At 52.9% G+C, this 23,609-nt stretch carries 14 protein-coding genes; 9 read left to right on the forward strand and 5 right to left on the reverse strand.

What is annotated here, in order from left to right; translation table 11 throughout:
• Window positions 1–149: 149 nt before the first annotated feature.
• On the forward strand, window positions 150–1,193 hold the full coding sequence (locus tag SH580_RS05880) for a LacI family DNA-binding transcriptional regulator (protein ID WP_319834080.1): 1,044 nt from the start codon (window positions 150–152) through the stop codon (window positions 1,191–1,193).
• Between the two features lie 3 nt (window positions 1,194–1,196).
• Here the strand turns inward: SH580_RS05880 and SH580_RS05885 are convergent, their stop codons facing one another.
• Both SH580_RS05885 and SH580_RS05890 read right to left on the reverse strand, forming a co-directional pair.
• A complete protein-coding gene (locus SH580_RS05885) occupies window positions 1,197–1,862 on the reverse strand; it encodes a type II secretion system protein (RefSeq protein ID WP_319834081.1) in 666 nt (221 codons plus the stop codon).
• Window positions 1,863–2,040: 178 nt separating this feature from the next.
• Window positions 2,041–4,263, reverse strand: coding sequence for an alginate lyase family protein (locus SH580_RS05890; RefSeq protein ID WP_319834082.1), 2,223 nt, complete (start codon window positions 4,261–4,263; stop codon window positions 2,041–2,043).
• A 307-nt stretch (window positions 4,264–4,570) separates the two neighbouring features.
• Between SH580_RS05890 and SH580_RS05895 the strand changes: the two genes are divergently transcribed.
• The gene (locus SH580_RS05895) at window positions 4,571–5,599 is read left to right on the forward strand and encodes an autotransporter outer membrane beta-barrel domain-containing protein (protein WP_319834083.1); all 1,029 of its coding nucleotides are present in this window, start codon (window positions 4,571–4,573) and stop codon (window positions 5,597–5,599) included.
• A 213-nt stretch (window positions 5,600–5,812) separates the two neighbouring features.
• Window positions 5,813–9,781, forward strand: coding sequence for a phage head spike fiber domain-containing protein (locus tag SH580_RS05900; RefSeq protein ID WP_319834084.1), 3,969 nt, complete (start codon window positions 5,813–5,815; stop codon window positions 9,779–9,781).
• A 262-nt stretch (window positions 9,782–10,043) separates the two neighbouring features.
• On the opposite strand, the gene SH580_RS05905 is transcribed toward SH580_RS05900, so the two are convergent.
• The 3 genes from SH580_RS05905 to SH580_RS05915 form a co-directional block, all read right to left on the reverse strand.
• Window positions 10,044–12,023, reverse strand: coding sequence for a glycoside hydrolase (locus SH580_RS05905; RefSeq protein ID WP_319834085.1), 1,980 nt, complete (start codon window positions 12,021–12,023; stop codon window positions 10,044–10,046).
• Window positions 12,024–12,247: 224 nt separating this feature from the next.
• Window positions 12,248–12,955, reverse strand: coding sequence for a type II secretion system protein (locus SH580_RS05910; protein ID WP_319834086.1), 708 nt, complete (start codon window positions 12,953–12,955; stop codon window positions 12,248–12,250).
• Between the two features lie 155 nt (window positions 12,956–13,110).
• Window positions 13,111–13,878, reverse strand: coding sequence for a hypothetical protein (locus SH580_RS05915; RefSeq protein ID WP_319834087.1), 768 nt, complete (start codon window positions 13,876–13,878; stop codon window positions 13,111–13,113).
• 570 nt (window positions 13,879–14,448) lie between these two features.
• Between SH580_RS05915 and SH580_RS05920 the strand changes: the two genes are divergently transcribed.
• Genes SH580_RS05920 through SH580_RS05945 form a run of 6 tightly spaced genes read left to right on the forward strand, consistent with a single transcriptional unit; the run spans window position 14,449 to window position 23,608 of the window.
• Complete coding sequence (locus SH580_RS05920; protein ID WP_319834088.1) at window positions 14,449–15,243, forward strand: hypothetical protein; 795 nt, start codon at window positions 14,449–14,451, stop codon at window positions 15,241–15,243.
• Between the two features lie 22 nt (window positions 15,244–15,265).
• Window positions 15,266–16,429, forward strand: coding sequence for a substrate-binding domain-containing protein (locus tag SH580_RS05925; protein WP_319834089.1), 1,164 nt, complete (start codon window positions 15,266–15,268; stop codon window positions 16,427–16,429).
• Between the two features lie 40 nt (window positions 16,430–16,469).
• Entirely contained in the window at window positions 16,470–19,412 is a 2,943-nt protein-coding gene (locus tag SH580_RS05930; RefSeq protein ID WP_319834090.1) for a discoidin domain-containing protein, read from the forward strand.
• Between the two features lie 46 nt (window positions 19,413–19,458).
• Window positions 19,459–20,811: a family 20 glycosylhydrolase gene (locus SH580_RS05935; protein WP_319834091.1), complete on the forward strand. Its 1,353-nt coding sequence runs from the start codon at window positions 19,459–19,461 to the stop codon at window positions 20,809–20,811.
• A 13-nt stretch (window positions 20,812–20,824) separates the two neighbouring features.
• Entirely contained in the window at window positions 20,825–22,759 is a 1,935-nt protein-coding gene (locus tag SH580_RS05940; protein ID WP_319834092.1) for an FAD-dependent oxidoreductase, read from the forward strand.
• Entirely contained in the window at window positions 22,760–23,608 is an 849-nt protein-coding gene (locus SH580_RS05945) for a carbohydrate-binding family 9-like protein (RefSeq protein ID WP_319834093.1), read from the forward strand.
• Window position 23,609: the final 1 nt, after the last annotated feature.

The raw sequence follows: 23,609 nt of genomic DNA on the forward strand, positions 1-23,609 counted from the left end.
ATACAAGAAATTCAGAATTGCTACACCGAAGACGCAGACTTCGATTTAGAGCATTCGAATCGTGACGCCGTTATGCCATCCGGAGGAATGAATTCGGCTGGCAAAATCTCGACGTTTCTCTATACTTAAGAATACTGTTCATCCATTGTATGAAACCTAAGCCAAACACTACGACCATGCAGGACATTGCCGATGCATGCGATGTCTCGAAGATGACGGTCTCGCTGGCCCTGCGGAATGACCCCCGCGTCAAAGTTTCTACTCGAGAACAAATACAATCCAAGGCAGCGCAATTGGGATATACCACCAATCCCTACGTCGCGACCCTGATGAAACAATTACGCAAAGGTGCCAAACGTGGCAGCCCTCCTGTGATTGCATTTTTAAATCTGCATAAAAAGCCAAGCAGCTATCATACATCCGGCACCTTCGAAGAATACTTTCAAGGTGCCAAGCAAAGAGCCGAAGAGATCGGATTTCGTTTGGAAGAATTTCAGCTACACGGAAAGGATATGTCGATTCCGCGCTTGGAAAAAATCCTCTACGCCCGCAATATTCACTCCATCCTGATTTGCCCCTCGGATCACTCGAATACGCACTTAGACTTTCAATGGGAGCGCTACGCGATGGCCAAATTCGGGTTTTCCGTATCTCACCCTGCTGCGAACTATGTCACCTCCGATCACTTTCAGTGCATGGAATTGGCTTTGAACAATTTGGCCCAACGCGGCTACAAAAAGATTGGCTTTGCCTTAAAGCAGTCGATGGACGAACGCGTCAACCACCGCTGGATTGGTGCCTTTCTATCGACGAAGTGGCGACTGGGCAGAGCGAATCAACTGAAGCTCTGCGTACCGGCAGACTGGAATAAAGAAAACTTCCTACAGTGGTTTATTAAAGAGCGCCCCGAAGTTGTTGTTAGTTTTTATAACGACATTCCCAAGTGGCTCAACGAAGCAGGTTTTCGGATTCCGGAAGATGTCGGCTATGCGATCATCGACTGGACACAGGACTATACAGATCTCAGCGGAGTCGATCAGCAGTCATGGTTGATCGGACAAAAGGCTGTCGATCTAGTGGTGGAACGCGTGCACCACAACGAATGGGGCATCCCCGAAGAAGCTAAATGTGTTCTAGTTGAGGGGAAGTGGCACGAGGGGAAAACATTATTACCCATCCAGCAATCCCATTGAGCTCTAGAGCGGATTAACAGCCCAAGGTCGACGCTTGGATTCTGCGGAGCCGACCGGGAGTTGCTCCGAACTGAGCGACTCGACATGGCCATCAAAAAAGACGGCATTGGCCGTGCCTTCGTGCTGGAAGCTGATTCCCATATGCTCCAAAGAGCTCCACCAGGCAATCTCACGAACGCAGGTATTCGAGCTCGGATTCTTGCCCTCGATCAAGCAAATCGTGGCCGCCGGATCGACCAGATTCTGAAACCTTTCATTACTTTTCCCCAGACTGAGATGCCCGTTGATCGCGTAATCGGATCGAGCCCCGCCAACGACCGTCGCTTCACTGCCCGGACACGCGAGCACTCCCTTGGGCCGATTTCCATTCGACGGAGTGGCCCCGGAGATCTCCAGATAATCCTGAAGGGCATCCGTCCAAATCCAATATCCCAGACCTTCAGGCTTCGGCCCACCGCCGAGCGAGGCAATAATTTGTCCGTTATGCTCTTGGCCATAAGCCTGAACCGCCAAGAATAATTGACGCATATTGGAAGCACAGCGAACCTGTCGAGAACTGTGCAAAACATTCGAAGCAACGGGAATTAAAATAGATAGCAATATCGCAACAATCACGATACCAGCGAGTAATTCAATTAGGGTAAATCCGTTTTTATGTGTGAGTGACATGGGGTAATGAGTAAACGTATAGCAATCATGTACATGATCGTGATGAAGACTCAATCAACTATCACAGAACACTCATTTTACTCGTAAGATAAAGCGAGGAGATATAAGGTGCTAGCCAGCGATGGCAGACAGTTAACTATCGATAAACTGCGGTGGCCTCAAGCCCAGCATTCTTCCCTCAGTTCGTGAGGCTGCGTTCGCGCAGCTTAAAGTAAGCCGACAAATTTGGATTCTCATCCACCGCCAGAGAACGCATCTGCTTGGAATGCCCCGAAACGATTTCCTCTGGCAGCTGCTCCTCCTGCTGCGGGATGCGCAGCACTGAGGTCTCTGCATCGCCATCCAACAGGGAGATCACCCATTCATCGTTTAATTGTTCACACCGACAAGCGCGGCCATCAGAATCACGAAAAAGAACCACTTGATTCGAATCGGAGCGCTCACTTTCGCGGCATCGCATCACTTCCAGATTGGTGGCGGTGGAAGTGCGGATCAAAGTCACGAATGCTTGTGGACCTACTCCTTGAAAACGAAAAACGACATCCGGGCTGGGACGCCTTTGGTTGTATTCATAACAATGCCAACCCTGACTCGGTAAATCTTGAGCTCGCTTCAGTTCATACGCCACTGGTGCGGACGTCGAAATCTGCAAACGCATATGATCGGACCGGGCGTGAAGCACTCCGGTCGCTCCATCAAATTGGATCGATGCAGGATCGAAGGCTGAATCCAAATGCCAGTACTGTTCGTAGTGATGCGGCATGGCATCTTGTGGCGTCAGTTCATCAATGACAAGGACCCCGAGCTCCTTTACCCAGATAAGCTTTCTGGTGTGGTTCACTGCGATCGCGTCAGGACTATCGCCAAACCCTTCCTGGTACGAACCTTCGACGAAAGCAAATGCGGTGCCCTCGGCTGCGCGAAATGACAAACGGTCTCGAAAAGAGCTCCAATCGGGAGTTTGATGCCTACTACGGTCTGATTTTTCAAAGCGCACACTCTCCCTGCGCTGTCCTTTACCATCCACCGTGATTCCGTTATGCCCACGCGTCCCCTTACAATAGTCAGTCATCGAACGGTCTAATTCGGATGTGTCGCTGTAATTATAGTTGCCAGCTTCAATCAGTACGGGATGCCCCTCCGCAAAGAAAGTCACATTCAGACAGTCTTCATGCATATGCCCCGGCGCCATACCGCTATTTTTAAAGAAGAGCTGGAATGCTCGCGGACTCCAGTCACTTTGCAGCACGCAATAGCCTCCATAAGGGAGGTAGAAACTCGGCTCTGTCTGCGGATTTGGGAATTTCTCACCCGCTAAGCGCTGGCACTCGGAGCTGCCAAAGCCCTCGCCCCACCAGCGAATCAAGGAGTCAATTTTGTTCGGGTGCGTCTTCGCGACCTGAAGTGTGTTGCCATCGGGTGTTCTCAGACGCGCTAAAACCAGCGCAATTGAAGTCCCTTGGGAGCGTAAGTGATCGGTGTATTCCGAAGACGCCGAGGTATTTTGAAATAAATCAATGACCTTCAAGAGTGCTCTTGGCAGCCCCTGATTGTAATTCAAACTACGCTCCATGCAGGCCCCATCGGGAAAGACGAAGCTGTTTATCGCATTTTTAAAGCGATTCCATCCAATCGCGAAATAGGACTCAGCAACTCGAAATTCAGGAAAGAGGACCGCGAGCCGTATCAGCGATACACTATTTGAAATGTATTGGTTGGGCGTGTTTTCTCTGGGGTTGGCCACGATGAGTTGGGCGTGATCGGTCATCAAAGCGCTCAATATTCGCCAAAGGACATCGTAGCTGAGAGCGCTGCTGGCCGTAATGTAGGACAGTGCATTTAACCAATGATCCATCCTGGCATGGCAGGATAAGGAATGCCACTGGCCGCCCGGGCTTTTTGTTTCGCCATTACTACAGGTGCTATAGGGCACTTCCCAGCTGGCATGCGCGCTCAACCATTCTAGCTTTGGTGTGCCATAAGGTAGACCTTCTAAGAAACTTTCATACACGCTAATCAGCTTTTCCGCATAGGCTTCATTGCCAGTATGGTAGTAGGCTTTGCCGAGCGTGACCGACCAGCGCATATAAGTGAGGTGACTCGTCATTTGAGGATGCTCATCCGAGAATCGAGTCCAATCGATCGGATCTCCCAAGTCGAAGAGCGGAGAGTTTAACAAGCTTAGCTTATTCTCCAATAATAGATCAGCGGTCTTAAGATCTGCTTCGGTTGCTTCATGTTGCAAATCTCGGGCTCGCTCCAGCGCCGCTGTCCAACGACTCAGCAATAGAGATTGAGCGCGAGGCTTGTCGGCTTCATTCAGCGCGGTGGCAATTTCCCCCATATCATGACGCATGAGGTTGAGTTGACGTGCAGCTAAATCCATTGGTGTAAGAATCATTATGTTATTAAAATTAACCCATTCAACTTGTAATTGCTTGAGGTAGGATGAATGGGATCTCGGACAGGCAAGTGTTGGCGATGGCGACTATGGGCTCAAGCTTTTGAGATAACTACTTTACGAGTAAAATAGCTAAACTGTAGACGCATACATAAAAATTTGAGTATAAAATTCGTAAAGAATATGCGCTCGCTCTCGCGATGAATGTTAAAAGCCACTCACAATCAACTACCATCAAACCATAAATCGAAAGTCTACTATGATGACCCCCCTCCGCCCCCTACGCATTGTAAAATCTACTCCGTCAGTGAAATCACTGTTCTTTACCGGTGTAGCCGCATTCGCAGTTTCCACAGCCGCTGCCACCGATTATTATTGGTCGACCAACGATACGACCAGTTGGAGCGAGAACAGAGAATACTGGAGCGAGAATGTAGATGGCAGCGGCACACTGACAGGGTGGACCGCTGGGATCAATGACGGCACAAACACTGCGATTTTCTCAGCCGACGGCTATACTGATGCCAAGACAATTACCCTCTACAGTGATGCGAAGACCCAAGGTCTTGTTTTTCGAAATGGCAGCCACACTAAGATTACGGGAGGCAATACATCTGCTCAAGTGACGGTTGGTACCGACGGAATCACTACCGAAGTTACTGCAGTCGCGAGTATTGGTTACTATTCTGCGATGAATGTCGGCCTTACCAGCAGTCAAACATGGACATTAAACAGCACCGGTTCCTTTGCGATCAATCCGACGAGCAGCGGTTCATATACGATACACAGCCTAGCTACTAGTGGTGTCACGACTTTGTCCATCGCAGGAACAGGGAGTGGTGGGGCATCACTCAATGCACCTCTAATCGATGGGGACTCTGGCTCGATCCTCGCTTTGACGACTTCTAGAAACGTCAGTCTCGGAAAACTGAATACTTATACTGGCGATACCTTGATCAACGCTGGCACCCTGACGCTTTCTAATAGTGGTGGACTGACTTTTGCGATCGGTGCCGATGGCGTGAATAATAGTATTTCTGGCACGGGCAGCGCAGCGCTCAACGGTAGTTTTACCTTTGATTTGACTGAAGCCGATACCGTCGGAACCTGGAATATCGTCGATACCAGCTCACTAAGCACGACTTTCGGCGGCACATTCTCAGTCAACGGATTCAGCGAATCCGCCGCAGGTATCTGGGAATCCGGCACCGGCTATACATTCAGTGAGATAACTGGAGAGCTGACCGCGATCCCCGAGCCCGCTTCATTTGCTCTGCTCACGGCTGGAGTTGTCGCCTGCTTAACACTACATAGACGACGCCAACACTCGGCGTAAGCAGCCTTAAGCATCGCTGCTAAGGCTAAGGGGCTCTTCTTCGGCAGAGCCCCTTTTTCTTGGAAAAAGTTTTTCACGCAGAAGGCACAGCCCCCTCGGAGCTGTCGTAGCAGCGTGCGAACACGCGGGGAAACCGCGGCGCCTGCCTGCCCCTGATTCGCGTCTAGCCTTACGTATCAAATTGAAAATCCTCCTTTGAATAAAAGTCCTCAAATGAATAACGTCCCCTATCTTGCCCTCCTGTTAACCTGTGCCAGCTCACTGACTCAGGCACAAAGCTCACTGGAGATGACAGCTCCTTTTCGCCCACTGGAGACACAGCAGGCCAAGCCACAAATCGAGATTAATGACTTTAACGAGCATCAGACCTTTGCCATCGTAGCTGGTGACAATCAAATAGCCCTGCACCCCAAAAACCTACTCAGGCAAAATATCACGATCGCTCGTCAACCCAAGCCAGTCGTCAGTGTTTCATACTGGGGCGCCAACGAGTCCGGCTACGGCTGGCCCTTTCCCGGCGGCGACGAACAAGTCATTCGCAATAACGCAAAAGAATTAGTCATTCAAAAATCCTTTCATGATGGCTCCACGGGCGAATCTGCCGGAAACTTTACTCAAACGATCACTCTGCTCGAAGACGGACAGATCGAGAGCAGCTATCAATACACATTGCCTGCGGGAGCCAAACAGCCCGACGATGGTTTGATCTTTCGTTTCGAAGAATCCCTCGCGTCTGGCATGCCAGTAGAGATCGACGGGGTGAACTATCAAATCACCGCAGCAGCAAGCTCCACCAACGAAGCCCCGCTCTTTAGAGGTCCCGCCAAGCGAATTGTGTTTTGGCCGGAAAAACCAACCCAACGATTTAGTATCGAGTTTACACAAACCGTAGATCTGTTTCTTCGCGAACGCATCAACGCGTTGCGCCCGGATCGCCAAGACATCGAGATGCGAGCGACGCCCGACCGCAACGGTTCGATCGCTTATAAATTGGACATTCGCAATACTTCGGCCGCCTCGATGCAAACTGACGATACCTTTGCCAATATCAATTTCTGGAAAAATGACCGTTTACACATCCCCGATTTCGAAGCCAGTCGCAATCGCCTGCCCAACCCCTCGTTTGAATCCGGGCTGCGCTACTTCAACCTCTACCCGATCTGGGGAACTTGGCCGGGGCGCGACTTGCCTCTCTACACCCTGGACAGCACACAAGGGCTCTTCGGTAATCAGAGTTTGAAAGTTTCCGCGTGGAAAGATTACGAGCGACCAAACTACTTATCGACCTTTACTTTACCGACTGAACCCGGAAAAAGCTATACCTTCAGCTTCTACGCCAAAGCCCTCGCCCCGGGGCAACGCATGCAGCTGTTCTGCGTCTCTGGCCAATGGGGAGACTTCCCCAAGCTATCGAACAATAGCATTAAGCTCACTCAAGAGTGGACCCGATACTCCACCACTTTTACCGCGCCCAATCGCGCGGCGTCCATGCTGTTCAAAATTCAAAACACCAGCACCGAAATGGAAACGGCCACATTGATCGATGCCCTGCAATTTGAGGAAGGCGAACAGCCATCGGAATTTATCGACACGACCCTCGGCAGCGATCTGATCACCGCCAATCCCGACAACTTCCTTCAGCCTGATGAGGCCTTTGACACGCGCCTCGTAATCTCCGGCCCTTCAAACGCAAAGGGCCAAGTCAGCTATACTCTGGAAGATCTGTATTATCAGAATGTAGCCAGCGGAACGCTCGACTTTACGACAGACACGGAAGGACGCAGCACCATCGATCTACCCATCGATGCCTCCATCGGAGAAGGCATCTTTGTGCTCCGCTGCGACTACACTCTGGAGGATGCATCCTATACCGACTTCTATCGCCTAAGCTGTTTGCAAGCACTCACTAAACCGTTCAAGCACCGCCCACTCTTTTCAGGACCAGCGGTCACTCGCATCAATCGCAGCGAAGCTGTCGCAGAACGCTTTTCCGCCATCGGCTACGGCTCTTCGAGTTATCAGAGTGATCCAATTGCCAATGACTTGTATCATCAGCACCATATCACAAGCACCGGCTCCGGCGTGTTCGGTTATGGACCGAAAGGAACTGGCGAATTAGCTCAGGCGCGACGTCAAGTATGGGAACGTCTGGAAAGTGAGCCCTACAGCAACGAACTGGCTGAGCAAGTCGAAGCGGTCGCCTACCAGATGGTGCAAGCCTACCCATGGATCGAAACATGGTTTCTACATGGGGAATGCAACGGGGGCGGCGGGAAGCTTGAAGTCGTCCGCAAACGCGACTACGAGGGCTTTGCCAAATTCATAATCGCCTGCGCACGCGGCATCCTTCGGGCCGATCCTGAAAAACGCCTGATGCTGACCGGAGGGCCGACCAATATGTCGCCCAGTGGCGGTATCCTGTATCTAAGAAATACAATCCAACAGGTCAATCAGCTGGCGCCCGATCTCAAATTCGATGCCATCGCCGCTCACCCATATCGCCCGGTCCCCGAAAACCCGGACTTGGACGCGGATGCAACCACCTTCATTAAAATGCTCGAACAACATGGTTATGGGGATACGCCGATCTACTGGAACGAAGGCATCTATAATAACCCTTGGCAAATCGCTGAGTGGGGACTCGACCCTCATAAAGGTTGCTCGACCGACCACTGGCGCTGTGGCACCCCCACTTATGATATGGGATGGGGCGAACGTATCTCCGCGGCCTACTACGCACGCAGTTGGTTAGTCGGGTTAAAGTATGCCGACCGCGTCGCCCAATACGACGGATGGGTGGGTAGTTTTCAAACGATGGACACCCGTCTCACTCCCGTGCTATCACAAAAAATCCCCCACACGCTCGGCACCTTGCTGGGCGAAGCCAGCTATGTTCAGGACGTGCGCTTCGCACCAGAGTCCCGCGTCTATGTATTCGAGGATGCCCAGCAACGCCCCGTGGCCGCGATGTGGTCTTACATGCCCATGGTGGACCGCGGCTACGAAGCCAGCCCGATCGCCACCATCGAATTTGGCACACAACGCCCTGAAGTGATCAATCTGATGGGCAACTCCGTCCAACTTAATTTTGATAAGTCAGGTAGTATCCAAATCCCCGTCTCCCCTTTCCCGGTTTTCATTCGCGGCGAAGCGGGACAAACTGCCGCTCTAATTCAGTCAATGGAGCAAGCCAAGCTATCGGGTGCCCAACAATCAGCGATCGCCTTAAACTATCGAGTCACTCAAGCGGACGAACTCAAAGTCACCCTAACCAATCGTCTCAGCCAGCCATATCAGGGGTCCATCACAATCCCGTCTATTCAACCAGCCGACAGCTTCCCGCTGGAGCTGGCTGGCCTGGCGTCGACTCAACGTAGCATCCAACTGCCCAATCCTTTGAAAGCGGAACAAATGAACGACGTTTCGCTCTCGATCCTTTTAACTGAAGCCGACGGCACCTCTTCCGAGCAAGCCGTCACTTTCGAAGCACTGCCCATACTCAGGCGAGATCACTTCCAGATCGACGGCGAGCTAAACGACTGGAACGAAATCCCAGCAATCCCACTAAGCAATGCGATTCAGGTAAAACCGTCGGCACCAGTAGACACCACTCGCGAGTTCGAAGCTAGCTACCGCGTCGCCTGGAATGAGTCCCACCTCTACCTTTGTGTTGAAGTGAAAGACTCCGAGCCTCATTTCCCACCCACTCAGACTCCCTCGTCAATCTGGACCATTGACAGTCTGCAAGTCTATCTGGACACCTTTGGCGATAACGCCGAACGCACAGTCAATCAGAGATTCGACTTCAACGACTACGAGTACGACATCTCAAAAAATCAAGAGACCGACGAGCTAATCGTGTATCGACGCATTGCCCCCGAGCAACAACTCGCCGGAGGCCTGGATGCCCCCCGCCCCGACACCGTCGAACCCGATATCGATGCAGCCATCCGCATGACTGATAAGGGATACACGTATGAAGTGGCCTTCCCCCGCCGCTTAGTCGCGCCGTTGCCACTGGAGAGTGCCGGCTCATTCCGAATGGGCCTAACGCTCAACAACGGCAGTTCGGAAGGCAGACAGTCCAATTTAAATAACCTCTCCGTAGTGGGCAAAGATCCATACAATGCACCGGAAGCCTGGCCCATCATGCTGCCGGTACGGGCACCCGCGACAAAGTAAGGAGCGGAGACCTGCCGAGGGGTCTGCAAGTCCCGATGCCAATACATTTAATAGAAGCTGGAGGGGAGCCTCAAAACTTAGCTTTGGGGTCGATGCGTATCTCCCCGGTTCCGAGAACCGAGGCTACGAGTAACATTTCTATTAGTTCGCCTGGACGGTAGCCTCAAAACTTAGTTTTGGGGTCGATCTGCATCTCCCCGGTTCCGAGAACCGAGGCTACGAGTAACGTTTCTATTCGGTTCAAGGTTTTTGCGAATCGGTCCTACACCTGCCCCAAGGGCACATTCGTCAATGTAAGGATGGAGCCAGGAGCAATCACATAAACCGCATCAGGGTCTTGGCAGGCACGGACTACCGTGTTGGCCGCATAGGGAGACACTTCCTCCACCCACTTGGTTTTAGCGAGATCAATTCCTTCTAAGTCCAAACGGATCGCTACCAAGCCACGATTGAGTGCGACCACAGTTTGCCCCCCTTTGCCATCAATGAATACGCTCATCTGCAAATCCGCATGATCATGGACCAGCTCCACCCGAGTCATCCCCTTACGAATACGGCGACTCCACGCCCCCAAAACCCGCAGCTGATGACTGGAAGGAATCGCATCGAATCCATTCTCACGATCTATCGTCAACAGGGATCGTGTCCAGGCATAGGAGGGCTGCTCCACATTTAACAACGTCCAGCAATACAGTAGCGCGGCCGCATCCAACAAAGTCAGATTTTTATGAATCAATTGCCCCATGAGTAAAGCCAAACGATAACTCTTCATTTGATAGCGCGGGCTATTCACACAGAGCTCAGTCGAAAGAAATGGTCGATCCCCATATAACGCATGCAACTCCCGCATCGGCGCATCAAAGTGATCCGGATCATCAAAGTATTGTTGAAAATCATACATATGCGTCGCCGCATAATCGATCTTCTCCCACGTCTCTGGCTTCTCCGTGAAAGTTTGAGCCCGAGTCACACCATCGGCATACAACTTGCCCCACTCAGAATCCCCGGAAAGCATATTGGCATCACTCATATGGATTTTGACATCCGTAAAGCCTGCGTCGTCCAGAGCCTGTCTCAAAGTGGCCACCATCGCATGATAAGTCACCTTTGGATGCGAATTCTCATTTTGAATGCCCACAATATGAGGTGGACGCCCCGCCTTTTGCTGAGCTAAACGACAGTAATTCACAATCGATTCCGCATAAGCCTCAACCTTGAGCGGGCCATGTCGCTCCTTCCCTTTCTCATCGATGTAAGTTTCACCATCATGGACCATCCACTTTGGAAAACTCCAATATTCAAACCAAACTTCGCCTCCTCGCTGGAGGAACTCCTTATTCAACTCGAAATCAGAAATATTACCATTGGGGAAATTATCACCGTAGTAATGCGGAATCGCCGAGTCGGGATCGTCCCAATTATCCATCGTTTCGCGAAGCTCCCCGGCGATAGGATTTTCTCGTTGAATACGAAGATTGTAGCTTTCAACAAATTGCCAAAAGCGCTCCTTTCCGGCATCACTTAATTCCGCATAGGCCATCGGCGTGGCAGTGCCTCCAAAACCGATCATAGTCTGTCGCAGCTGATCACTCTCCACGCGCACCGAGACCGTGCGTAGCTCCGGTTGCAACAATCTCCCCGAGCACTTGGCAGAGATATCAGACACTCGTAATTGGTGATGATGGAGATCTTGCAAACACACTTGAGAGATCATCTTTTCCCCGTTCACCCACACGGCCATTTCCATGTTGTGCGCAAGTGTCAGTCGCACGCTTTTCACAACTGACGGCAACGCACAGCGCCGCGCCGCCCACTTGACTTCAGGGTGCACATTGATGCCTGTATTCCCATCGAACTCAGACATCTCATTTTGAAACCAAAGCTTTCGTGGAACTTCAAAATCCTGATCAAATATCAATTCCGGCGAATTCAAATAAAACGAATCATGAAAGCTTTGCTGTAAGACTAGCTCATCGGAAGCGAGTGACAGCGTCACTTTCCCGCTCGGCCCCGTAAAAATCCACTCGAAACAAGCGCCCGCAGGCTCCCAAACATCAAAGTCCAAAGTCCGGTCAAAACAGGCCGTCAGCCATTCCTTAAAAAAAACCGGCTTTGCTTGATCTCCCTGCAACCAAACTTCCATAGCCAATTCCGATGCAGGCAACTCAAATACCCCAGCAACAACAGTTGTAGAATCATTGGAATGAAAATTGGCTTGTGACGCGATTTCTGGTGGTATCATAAATAAAAATCAGATGGCAAATGGCTGACATCTACGATTTTTAATTACGGGTAAAATAAATCTCCATTTCCAAGCGGAGCCCACCCCATCGCGCCTCGATGACCAAGCGAGTGTTCTAAGCTTCGACATGTGGCTCCACCCCCAAAGGGACGAACATAGCAGTCCCCAAGCCCAGCAAGGTCGGCGGCATGCATCAACTGATGCCGCATCACTTCAATAGCCACTCAGAACCACATTTTCACGCCACCGATCTGTAAGTGCCGCTCGCTAAGTTCTTCCCAAGGCATCCATTCCACATGTCCATCACGATACCCCGCATGGGCCCCAGTAGGCTCACCTGATTTTTGGTGATTCACCCCAGTGCCCCACTCATCGCCCATTTGTCGTGTAAGATCGACCCAAAGGTGCTGATAAGCGGTCTCATCGACGACTCTTTTCGCAAACAAGGGAAGGTCTTCGTCGGTGCCCCCCGATACGATGGCACTGGCAGCCCAGTTGTTATCATTGCCCATGTAGAGATAACCAGCAACGCGCGAGCCAGGCGAATAGTCCCAAAACTTTGCAGCATTCCAGTCTTCATTAGAGGGGTAGTAAAACGTATCCTCCGCCAAGCCATGCGTCACTCGAAACGACTCCAAGTTATCTGCATCAAACCAATAAGGATTATTATAGGTCGGCTGATGCAAGTCCGGCAACTTCCCCCCCAGCAGAGATGCTCCCTGCAATGTAGCCGTCAACAGCGCACGAAGATTAGAAACACAGGCAACACGCTGACTTTTCTCTCTGACACTTGAAACTACAGGAATCAGAATCGACATAAGAACAGCAATTATTGCCATCGAAAACAACAGCTCCGTAAGAGTAAAGGCGCTCGCCCTCGCAAACCGCTTACGACCTACATCTTGTTTAATTTTACTTACGTTTGGCTCCATCTCTAAGAATCCTTTATATAGTATTTATTACAACTGTTTCCGACCTGCCTCCTGACGCCGTAGGATACATTCCACAAACGGACTGAGTCTAATATTGCGCGGGATGCAAGGCACCCCGCGCAAAAAAATCAGATAATACGATTGTGCCTCAGGCGCTACGCATTTCGTGACCCACGCTTCAGAAAGACTGAAGCTCCCATCGAGGCAAATGCCAACACTAGCGCAAACGATGAGGGCTCGGGAATCACACTGCTAGCAGTGAGAACGACATTATCAATACGATGCGTCCGGTCAGTGGCGGAGGAAGTGTCGTAAAAGTAGAAGCGGAACTCCACGTCCGAGCTCAGCTCCTGAAACTCAGTGATGCCTGACAAGTCAATGAATTGAGCCACTGTCGTGCTGACATCGAGATCGGAACCGGAACCTGAATCATAATCCGCGCCATCGATGGTATATGTGCCAAGTAGGTCTCCGGCAGTTGCGAAGCCGTCAAAACTACTGAGAACAGACACACTGAAGGTCAGGGTGGGATGAGTGTTCCAGAACGCCTGATCAAATTCGAGCGAGTCTAGACTGACCGTGGCGCCGCCCGTCTCTACGTCGAGCGTGAAAGAATGATAATCGTTAGCAGTGATCGCATTGGAAAGGCTGCCTTCTGTTTGAAACGAGAAAAAGAAAGCATTATTCGATCCGCTGCTAATTCCGGAGTAGGTCGAAGTATTCGGACTGACCGTTCCGATGTAGTCCCCGGCAGTCGTGAAGCTATCCGTATCGCCGGACGCAGCGCTACCACCTGAAAAGTCATAATCGGCGACAACAACAGAAGCCGAGGCACCGCTCGCAAGGACTCCCAAAGAAAGGATCGCAGCAAACGCGGAAAGCCCGCGACGATTAAGTAGGTCTGAGTTGATTTTAGTATTCATGGGTCGTGTGTGTGTGTGTGTGTGTGTGTGTGTGTGTTATGTTTTTATGCGTGGCTTCGTGCCTTAAGTGTGAATGGCTATATTTTGCTCATATTTAACAGATCTAGCACAGTTATCTTCAAACAGTCAAGCTTACTTTCGAACTTCGCTCGACATTAAAGCAACATGACAACGCTAAGCATTCAACATGCCACAATCTAACAAACCAGCAATTCGCACCTAAAATGCCCTCAAACAAAGGCACTTACACATATAAAGCCTATTCATAACACAAACAACCAAGCACATGAGAAGCACCCCACACACCATGTATCAACACTGTATATTTATAATAAAAACAATCTCCGCGCAGCAAAAACCCAAAAAAGACAAACAACCACCCAGCCAAGCAATAAAAGCCACAAAATATCATAAATACATAAAAACAATACACTTAAGAATCAACTAGACAGCAATAAGCTCGCAGCAAAGCACAGCACACGACAACAAAAGCAACTAGATCACGAAATTGAATTGCAATTGACAGAACACAGAATACAGATGTAATACAGAATACTGACACGAAACACAATGACACACCACACACAGAGCAATCCGCACAGCACACACACACCCAATCAGCAAAAGCAGCAGCTGAGAGGCATAAAGCTCCGAAGCCTGCTGAAGCAGAGCACAGCAGGACTAATTGCGCTATCGATCGGCATCCTAACACCCATCGCCAGCCAAGCACAGGAGATCCTACTAGATGAAGATTTCTCAAGATCAGCCAAAGGCACCTTCCTAGAGCACTCCTCAGAATCCGAGTGGCACGCAGACAAAGGGCGATTAATCATCGGCAATGGGCGAGCACTCAATGGACAAGCACTTGGCTACGCCCCAAACAGAACATGGGCCAATCAGACCTACTATAAGAACCTCAACGCAACCCTCGCCCCCGGCGAAGCGGTCGAAGTCAGTTTTTCTGCAGCCGTCAAAACTGATGCTTCGCCAGAGTTTTATATATACGCCATGCGCCTCAACGACGGAGACAACTCAATCCAAATCCAAGTCAAAGGCGGCAAAGACGCACCAGTGGTGACAATCGAGAGCGTGCTAAACAATAAAAAGACTCAAGCTGAAATAACAAGTGCCTCCTACTACGAAACATCAGAGAGCGCTGGCCTAGTCGCAGTTGCGATGTTAGTCACCGAAAACTCCGCTCAGGCCTACTACGACCGCAATGGTAAGGGTGAATGGATCGCAATTGGTGAGCCCGTAGCCTGCCAATTGTCTACACTGGACCGCGTGCAGCTTAAATACTATTCAATGGGATTCTGGAGCGCGATGGACGACCTAAAAGTGGCCATCGGCAAACCTGGCCAATAACAAAATTCAAAGGATCTATATTATGGCGACAGTACGCACATTAAACGAAGACGGCGGCGAAAACGAATCTCCCGTGAATACACCGGAGCGAAGCCGCGTAATGAAGCACTTGAACAAACTCGTGCGACAACGCCACGAGGGCGATCGCTTGCCATCGGTCCGTCAGATCAGTAAAGACTGTCGTGTCAGTTCCGTGACCGTGCAGGCAGTCGTGGAGGACCTCTGCAAACAAGGGATCATTGAGACACGCCCCCGTAGCGGCATCTTCCTAGCTGAAGGCGGCTCCAAAGCAGGACTGGGCCAAGTCGACATACTATTTATAACCAGCAATGCGCACGCACTCGATGCAGATGTCGTAGAGCGGGAAACATTTCATCCACAACTACTACAAGAGCTGGTCAGCCGTTGTGGAAAAGACCTGCGGAGCACACGGGTTCACGTCATGCTGGGAAGCGCAGCCGACAGCGAATTACACGACCTGATCAGTCGTGTGGACTTTCAGTCCTGCGTCGTGATTGGAATGCAGGATCAACATGTAAACCAAGTCTTAAAGCAACATGAAGTGTCCTTTGTGCACCTATTCCCTTCGGCTCCGGTCTTACCGGATTACTGCGTGGCAGTGAACAACGAAAAACTGGTTCGCATGCAACTCGAGCACCTATGGAATCTGGGACATCAAAAGATTGGCTTGTTCGCCCGCTACGACGCAGCAGCCTTCCACCGCGACAAAGTGGAACGACGCATGTGCTACTATCGCCTGATGGCAGAAGCAGGACTGCGCGTGGCACCGCACTGGGCTCCGCAGCTCAGCTATGAGCCCGCCGAAGCAGTCGAAACAATCCAGACAGCCTTCGCAGATCCGACCGACCGCCCCACTGCGCTCATCGTCGATGACAGCTCGCTGCCACTGATCTATCAGACTCTTCAAAGCCTCGGGCTGACTCCCGGACGCGACATCGCGCTAGTCGGCACCGATGGTCTGCCGATTTCAGCGGCAATGCACCCCACGGCAACTTCCCTGCACATCGGGCTGGGCTCGGCCGCAGCCCTTGCTTTGGACATGCTGGATAGCCGGGCACAAAACCCAGACTTCCCTTCAGAATGTCGCTGGGCACCGATCGAACTCATCGCCCGGGACACGTCCTGCCCCCCGCCTGCATCCGTCGACGAGCCATCTGCAAGCTAGCGCAGGCCAAACGACTTTTAAATCCATTTCATCGACACCCATGTTAAATTTGATTCGAAAATCCACGTCGCTTGCGGCCTGTCTGACGGCAGCAGCGTTTGCACCCATCATTGCAGAAGGGCAAATTGAGGCTCCTTCCATTAGCTCTTCTTACCAGATCGACGGCTCCTTCGCCGAGCCCTTCTGGAAACAGCTGGAGTGGCAGGACTCTTTTCATGCATTAAAATCGGATGCGCCCGCACCCGATGCCACCCGTTTTACGGTCGCAGTGACTGACGATGCCCTGCTTATCGGTATCATCGCCGATGTGGACAAGGGCTTAATCGCCAATAAGGCAAACCAAACAACCGTCGCCAACCCCACTCTGGTCGGCTACGGCAAAGAGCCCGGCCTCGAATTGTTCATCGCTCCCAGCGCGGACAGCGATCAGTATGGTCAGTGGTATGTCACCACCGCTGGCTTGGCCAACGACATCTGGCGCAAAGCCGGCACGGGCGCCGGTGGCCTCACCTCATGGCGCAGCCAGGCCGAAGTGGCCTCACAGGTCAATGACGGCAAGTGGTTCGTCGAAATGGCGATCCCTTTGGCCGCATTCAAATACACACCGGAGTCCGCGGAACAAGACTGGCGCATCATGTTGGGCCGTGTGCATCCGAGAAAAGACGGTCGCCCGGTTTCCTATAGCACCCACGCTCCGCTCTCCGACAATTTCCATGAATTGGCCAATTATGTGCCCTTGCACATGGAGCACAGTGGACTCGAAGATTTCCTCTGGATGATCCGCCCGGTTAACGACGGCAAAGTCATCCAGGGCACCAACGGCATGCTTGAATATCAGCTTGAGATTGTAGCGGATCGAATGGAAAAAGAAGGCGCTGAGTTTCGCGATGTTCAGATTGATGGCACTCTGGAAACCACACAGGGAGCCGTCGAGGCATCCAGCATGGTGGCATTGAAATCGTCACGTTCTTCGATGGTTAATTTGACCTTTCCGCTATCGGCGAAAGACGCACCTAAAACCGGAACTCTGAAACTGAGTTTAGCAGCGAAAGAACTGCCCAATCGCGCCCTCGCCTTACATGTGCAGGATGTCCCATTGGACTTTAAACCGATCTCCATTCACGTCACCCAGCCAGCCTATCGTAATAGCATCTACGCGACGGAAGACATTGATGCCATCGAAGCGGCGGTCTCTCTGGCTGTCGCACCGGAAGACCTTAGAAATGCTCGTTTGACCGCAGCGCTCTATGCCAGCGGGAACGATCAACCTGTCGCGATCCAGGAACTCGATATGACAAACCTTCAGAGCACCGTGCGTCTGGAGCTGGAGCAAAAACTCGCGGTGGGCTCCTACCAACTGCAAGTGAGCGTGCAAAAGCCGGATGGCACTCAATGGCAGACGAAGGAATTGATTCGAAGCCTCCCCGCCGCGCCTTATGATGAATGGCGCATCGATGCCGACAAAGTGCTCCTGCGCAACGGTGAGCCCTTCCTGCCCTACGGTTGGTTCGGTTGGAAAACCGAAGCCGATCCTGCCATCGAGGGCATCAATACCGTGCATGTCTACCACCTCCCCAATCAGGGAATCGAAAAGACACTCGCATTCATGGACCGCATGGCCGAGGAAGGCGTCGTCTGCCTGACAGATCCATGGCCTGCAGCGCTGTATCGTAAAAACCAAAAGCAACCGATGTCCGTCGCCGAGGAAGAACAGCTGCGCCAATACGTGCGCCGTCTGCGCGACCACAAAGCTCTCTTAGCCTATTACATTTACGATGAGCCCGAATTCGTTCCAGTGCTTCCCGAGCGCCTGAATCGCGCCTATGAAATTATCCAGGAAGAAGATCCCTACCACCCCTGCATCATTCTCAATATGCAGTTCGATGCCATCGACCGCTATGCCAGCGCAGCCGACATCATCATGCCCGACCCCTACCCGTCTTTCCGCGAAAACATGGGGCCAATTTCCGGCATCGTGAAAGTGGCGAAACACCTAAAAGAAGCCAAACGCGCTTCTGAAGGCCGTCAGGCAATCTGGGTGACTCCTCAGGCATTCGAATGGGACGCGCAAACACCGGCCGCCCGTGCGCCGAATTTCCTCGAACTGCGCAACCAGCAGATCCAGGGCATCGTCACTGGCTCGAAAGGCTTTATCTGGTGGATTTACGGACGCCAGCTCAACGACAAGAACCTGGAACTGGGCATGCCATTCTTAGCGCGTGAAGCACAGCTGCTGAAAAGCGCCATCCTCTCGCCGGATGTCGAAGAAGAACTGCAAATCTCTGCCGACGACACGTCACACCTACACAGCGCCGTCCGTAAAGTGGGCGAGCACACCTACATCTTCGTGGTCAACACCAGCCCTGAATCCATGGGCGCGGTCAACTTCCACCTCCCTTCTTTGGGAACCACTGCACTACAGGTCGTCTCCGAGAAACGTAACCTGCGGGTGGGCAATGGTAAATGGCGCGACACCTTTGAGGGCTATGCCGCACATGTTTACACCACCGATCCTCACTACGAGTTCGGGCAAACTGTATTGGCGGTGCAACGACGCATCGACGAAAGCCTCGCCACACTCGGCAAGCCGGGCAACTTAGCCTTTCGTGGACTTGGAGCAGAAATCGAAACCTCGACCCACTACGAGTTCGGCACCTATCCAAAGCGTCTAAACGATGGCTATGATGGTCGCTGGTGGCAGGCCCAACAGGGTAAAGATCCCGCTTGGATTCAGATAAACTTCCCAAGCGCGACCGAAGTTGGACGCATCGTCGCAGTCACCAACGCCCGCTCTTTTGAAGTTCAGGTCAAAGACACAAGGGGCTGGAAAACCGTCTACCGCGGCGAGAAACCTGCCCACACTCCAGTCGTTGCCCCCTTCACGCCACAAACTACGGACACAGTCCGACTCTTGATTCATTCAGCAGGCAACCGCTCATCGGAACGAATCACTGCCCAGGAAATCGAAGCATATGCCAACTAATCTCCCATCTCCTCCCGCTCGCAAAGCGGAAGTAGACTCTTCATTCATGCCAGTATTTACCGCACAGTCGCCTGCGATTGAAAGGCGTGCCGTGCATCTGGATCTGAAGGGACTACCACCGACCTTTGAACGCCTTATGGCCTTGGTCGAAGTCTTTGACCAAATGCGCTTTAACAGCGTAGTCGTCGAGTGGGAGGACATGTTTCCTTGGTCATTTGACCCGAAATTGCGCAACGCTTCTCACTACACGGCTGAGCAAGTCAAACAGTTTGCCAAACGCTGCGCAGAACTGGACATTGAAATCATCCCACTGATTCAATGCCTCGGGCACCTGGAATTCGTTTTACAACATGAGCCCTACCAACACCTGGCCGAGTGTCCGGAATATGCCGATACCTTGAACCCGTTACACGAGGGCTCGGTGAAGCTGGTCTTACAAATGGTCGATGATGTGCTGGAACTTCTACCGGATGTAACGCACTTTCACCTCGGCGGCGATGAGGCCTGGTCCTTCGGCACCAGTCCCGCTTCGCAAAGCTTCATTGCAGAACACGATAAGCCCACTCTGTTCCTGAAACATGTTCAGCCCATACTGGACTCCTTGCGCCTGCGCAAGGTTCGTCCCCTGATCTGGCATGACATGATGATGAACTGGCCGGTCTCCGCGTTGCAACAAATCGGCAAGGATGCCGACTTGGTCGTCTGGGGTTACCGGGGCACGCCCGCCATGGCTACCCACCACCACAAGTTGGAAGTTCTGGATCGCCTACACGAAGCGGGCATCCCGATCTGGGGCGCTTCCGCCTACAAGGGTGCCGACGGACCTTTCCGCGATCTGCCGAACAAAGAGGCTCGCTTGCTCAACCATACCGGCTGGATGGATGTGGCGGCACCCTATGAGTTGAAAGGACTCATTGCCACAGGTTGGTCGCGCTATGCAAGCGGCCGTGTGCAGGGAGAATCCATTGACGCCTGCCTCGTCGAACTCGCCATGGCCAGTATCCTCTTACACAACGGCCACTGGCCAAACAACGGCTGGCAAGTCTGCGATCAACTGCTCAAGGAAACGGGAGCCTATGAATGCTCCAGCCGTTTGCGTAAGCACTTCAGCAAGGCCGACGCCTTACGCGAAGAAGCCTGGCAAGCCGCACGCCAATTAAAAGAGCAGTTGGCAGGCATGCAGGTCGATCCGGGCCAGCCCTCCGCAGGCACCAACCGGATTCTATGGGATTTCTTCCAGGACCTGGTCCAGCGCATCGAGGAACAAAGCAAACTGCTGCCAGCGCTTTTAAAAGGCCTGGTTTGTGAACCTTTTATCGAACCTTACTATAAAACATGGGCGACGGCCTTGCGGACCGAAGCTGATACCATCAAAGCCCGCTTAAAAATTAAAGACTAAGCATTTACAAATCATGACAACGACTGTAACAACCCAGAGCCAATTGAACTGTGATGTATGCGTCGCAGGTGGCGGTCCCGCCGGAGTGCCGGCAGCCATCGCTGCGGCCAGAAACGGAGCCAAGGTCATTCTCTGCCAGGACCGGCCAGTGCTGGGCGGCAACGCATCCAGCGAAATCCGCATGCACATCGTCGGCGCCGACGGTTCGGGCAAGCGCGGCAGTGCTCTGGCAACGGAGACCAGAGAGGGCGGCATCATCGAAGAGATCCGCCTGGAAAATGCGGTTAAAAATCCGCAGCGCTCTAACTCGATGATGGATCTTATCCTCTTCGACATGTGCCAGCGGGAACCGAATCTCACGCTGATGCTCAATACCTGCGTGACCGCAGCGCAAGTCGAGGACGGCGTCATCCGCTCCGTCACTGCGGAGCGCCAAAGCACGGAAGATGTTTTTCAAATCAATGCCAAGATCTTCATCGACTGCACGGGCGACGGTCGCCTAGGCGTCGAAGCGGGTGCGGAATTTTATGAGGGCCGGGAATCCAAAGCCGAGTTTGGCGAGTCGATGGCGCAGGAGTCACACGACACCAAACGCCTGGGCTCCACCCTGCTCTTCCAAGCGCGCAAGCACGACAAACCGATGCCCTTTACGCCGCCTTCCTGGGCGAAGCCTTTTACCGAACGCGAACTGCACCTGAGAAATCACGCCGCAGCGGGCGACACTGATTGTGGTTTCGACTATGGCTACTGGTGGGTCGAATGGGGCGGCTGCCTCGACACGATTAAGGATAACGAAACCATCCGCGACAACCTGATGGCCATTATGATGGGCGCCTGGGACCACGTGAAAAACGGCGACCCCACGGATCCCAACTACCCGAATCCGGACTCTCACGGCGCGAGCCACTGGGCGCTGGATTGGTTCGGCTTTGTGCCGGGCAAACGGGAAAGCCGTCGCTTCAAGGGGCTGCACACCATCACCGAGTTAGACGTGATGGCTGGGAGCTCTTTTCCGGATTCGATTGCCTACGGTGGTTGGCCCATCGATACGCATCCACCGGAAGGGATCGATGCGATCGACGAGCGGCCCGCGGTGCAGCACGAGGTGCCCTACTTGTTTGATATTCCGCTGAGCGCCTGCGTCAGCCGCAACATCCCGAATCTGATGTTTGCGGGGCGTAATATTTCCGCCACCCACCTCGGCTTCGCTGCGACGCGTGTGATGGCCACCTGCGCCGTGATGGGCCAGGGAGTCGGCGTGGCTGCGGCCTATGCGACGCAGAAGGATCTGCAACCGGTGGATCTGCCCAAGAACACCGCAGCCATGCGGGCAATACAACAGGAGTTGCTGCGTGAGGATGCCTACCTGATTGATCCGCAAAATGAGGATCCGCGCGATCTGGCACGCGCTGCCAAGGTGTCGGCCAGCAGCGAACAATCGGGCGGTGAAGCGGCCAATGTGCTTTCCGGTCAGACCCGGGCCACCCATGGCCCGAAGGGTGTCGCCCCGCAGCGTATGAAGTCCGGCATCCACCGCTGGATGAGCGATCCGGCGCAAGGATTGCCTGCGTCCCTTGAACTGAGCTGGGATCAGCCAGTGAAAGTGGGCGAAGTTCAGTTGATCTTCGATACCGGCCTGCACCGCGTGCTCACTCTCAGTATGAGCGGTGGCTATACCAACATCATGCAATGGGGACAACCGCAGGAAGAAACCGTCGCCGCCTACAAGATCGAAGTGGAGCGTGATGGAAGCTGGCAAACGCTGGCCGAGGTCAAAGACAATTACCTGCGCCGCAGATGCCACGCTGCTGATGAAGCCGCGCTGACCTCGCGTTTGCGTCTGACTGTGCTCGGCACGCATGGCCTCGACCATGCCCGCGTTTGCGAGATCCGCGTCTATCCAGAAGCCACTCCGGGCTTTCTGCAGGACACTAACAGCGATGCTTAAATGATCGATTTGAGACAGTTGACTCCTCCCACCCGTTCTGCGGGTGGGAATCGGGCTCGACAGTGCTGGTTGTTGCTGGCTCCGGCCATGCTCCTCCTCGGAGGCTGTCACACGGCGAGCATTGCGCCTCCCCCTGCACCGCAGAATCTGCTCGCGCATTGGAGCAGTGAAAGCGTCACAGTGGATGGCCGCTTGCTGGAATCGGTCTGGGAGCACGCGGTCGCCTATCCGCTGAGCTTCTCGCTGGCCGACAGCCCGGAGGGGCAGTCCCCCTCCGAAGCTGGAACTGTGCGCCTGGCCTGGGACAACGAATATCTCTACGCGGCCTTCGAGTTTCAGGACTCGGACGTGATTGAAGAAGGCGATGCCGACCAACTGCAGCAGCAACGAACGGGCGATGTCGCAGAGCTGTTTCTCAAACCGCAGGGGCAACCTTGGTATTGGGAATTCCACGTGACCGCGCGCGCTCGCAAAAGCGCCTTCTTCTTTCCCAGTCAGGGGCGCTCAGGCCTGCCGAGTAATTTCGATTTTGAGCATGGCACCCGCGCTGGCGCGATGATCGATGGCACGCTAAACGAGTGGAGCGACCAGGACGGTGGTTGGACGGCCGAGATGGCCATTCCGCTGCGCGAGCTCAGCGTGCAAGGCGAAGACTTCGCCCCCGACAGTGAATGGCGTGTATTGGCGGCTCGATACAATTACGCGTTCTCCTTGCCCGCGCCCGAACTGTCTTCTGCCCCTCAACTTCCACGAACCTCTTTCCACGACCACCCCCACTACGGATTTCTTCAATTCCAGAAACCGCACAGTGCGGCGGCAGCGACCGAAACGCCGGACACGGCAAACTAGA

Origin of the sequence: Coraliomargarita algicola (genome assembly GCF_033878955.1) — a bacterium.
GTDB classification, from domain to species: Bacteria; Verrucomicrobiota; Verrucomicrobiia; order Opitutales; family Coraliomargaritaceae; genus Thalassobacterium; species Thalassobacterium algicola.

Coding starts and splice junctions, on each gene's coding strand:
- SH580_RS05890 (WP_319834082.1), bottom strand. CDS start 4,263: ATGATTCTTACACCAATGGATTTAGCTGCACGTCAACTCAACCTCATG.
- SH580_RS05925 (WP_319834089.1), top strand. CDS start 15,266: ATGGCGACAGTACGCACATTAAACGAAGACGGCGGCGAAAACGAATCT.
- SH580_RS05940 (WP_319834092.1), top strand. CDS start 20,825: ATGACAACGACTGTAACAACCCAGAGCCAATTGAACTGTGATGTATGC.
- SH580_RS05910 (WP_319834086.1), bottom strand. CDS start 12,955: ATGGAGCCAAACGTAAGTAAAATTAAACAAGATGTAGGTCGTAAGCGG.
- SH580_RS05885 (WP_319834081.1), bottom strand. CDS start 1,862: ATGTCACTCACACATAAAAACGGATTTACCCTAATTGAATTACTCGCT.
- SH580_RS05880 (WP_319834080.1), top strand. CDS start 150: ATGAAACCTAAGCCAAACACTACGACCATGCAGGACATTGCCGATGCA.
- SH580_RS05930 (WP_319834090.1), top strand. CDS start 16,470: ATGTTAAATTTGATTCGAAAATCCACGTCGCTTGCGGCCTGTCTGACG.
- SH580_RS05945 (WP_319834093.1), top strand. CDS start 22,760: ATGATCGATTTGAGACAGTTGACTCCTCCCACCCGTTCTGCGGGTGGG.
- SH580_RS05905 (WP_319834085.1), bottom strand. CDS start 12,023: ATGATACCACCAGAAATCGCGTCACAAGCCAATTTTCATTCCAATGAT.
- SH580_RS05915 (WP_319834087.1), bottom strand. CDS start 13,878: ATGAATACTAAAATCAACTCAGACCTACTTAATCGTCGCGGGCTTTCC.
- SH580_RS05935 (WP_319834091.1), top strand. CDS start 19,459: ATGCCAGTATTTACCGCACAGTCGCCTGCGATTGAAAGGCGTGCCGTG.
- SH580_RS05920 (WP_319834088.1), top strand. CDS start 14,449: ATGACACACCACACACAGAGCAATCCGCACAGCACACACACACCCAAT.
- SH580_RS05900 (WP_319834084.1), top strand. CDS start 5,813: ATGAATAACGTCCCCTATCTTGCCCTCCTGTTAACCTGTGCCAGCTCA.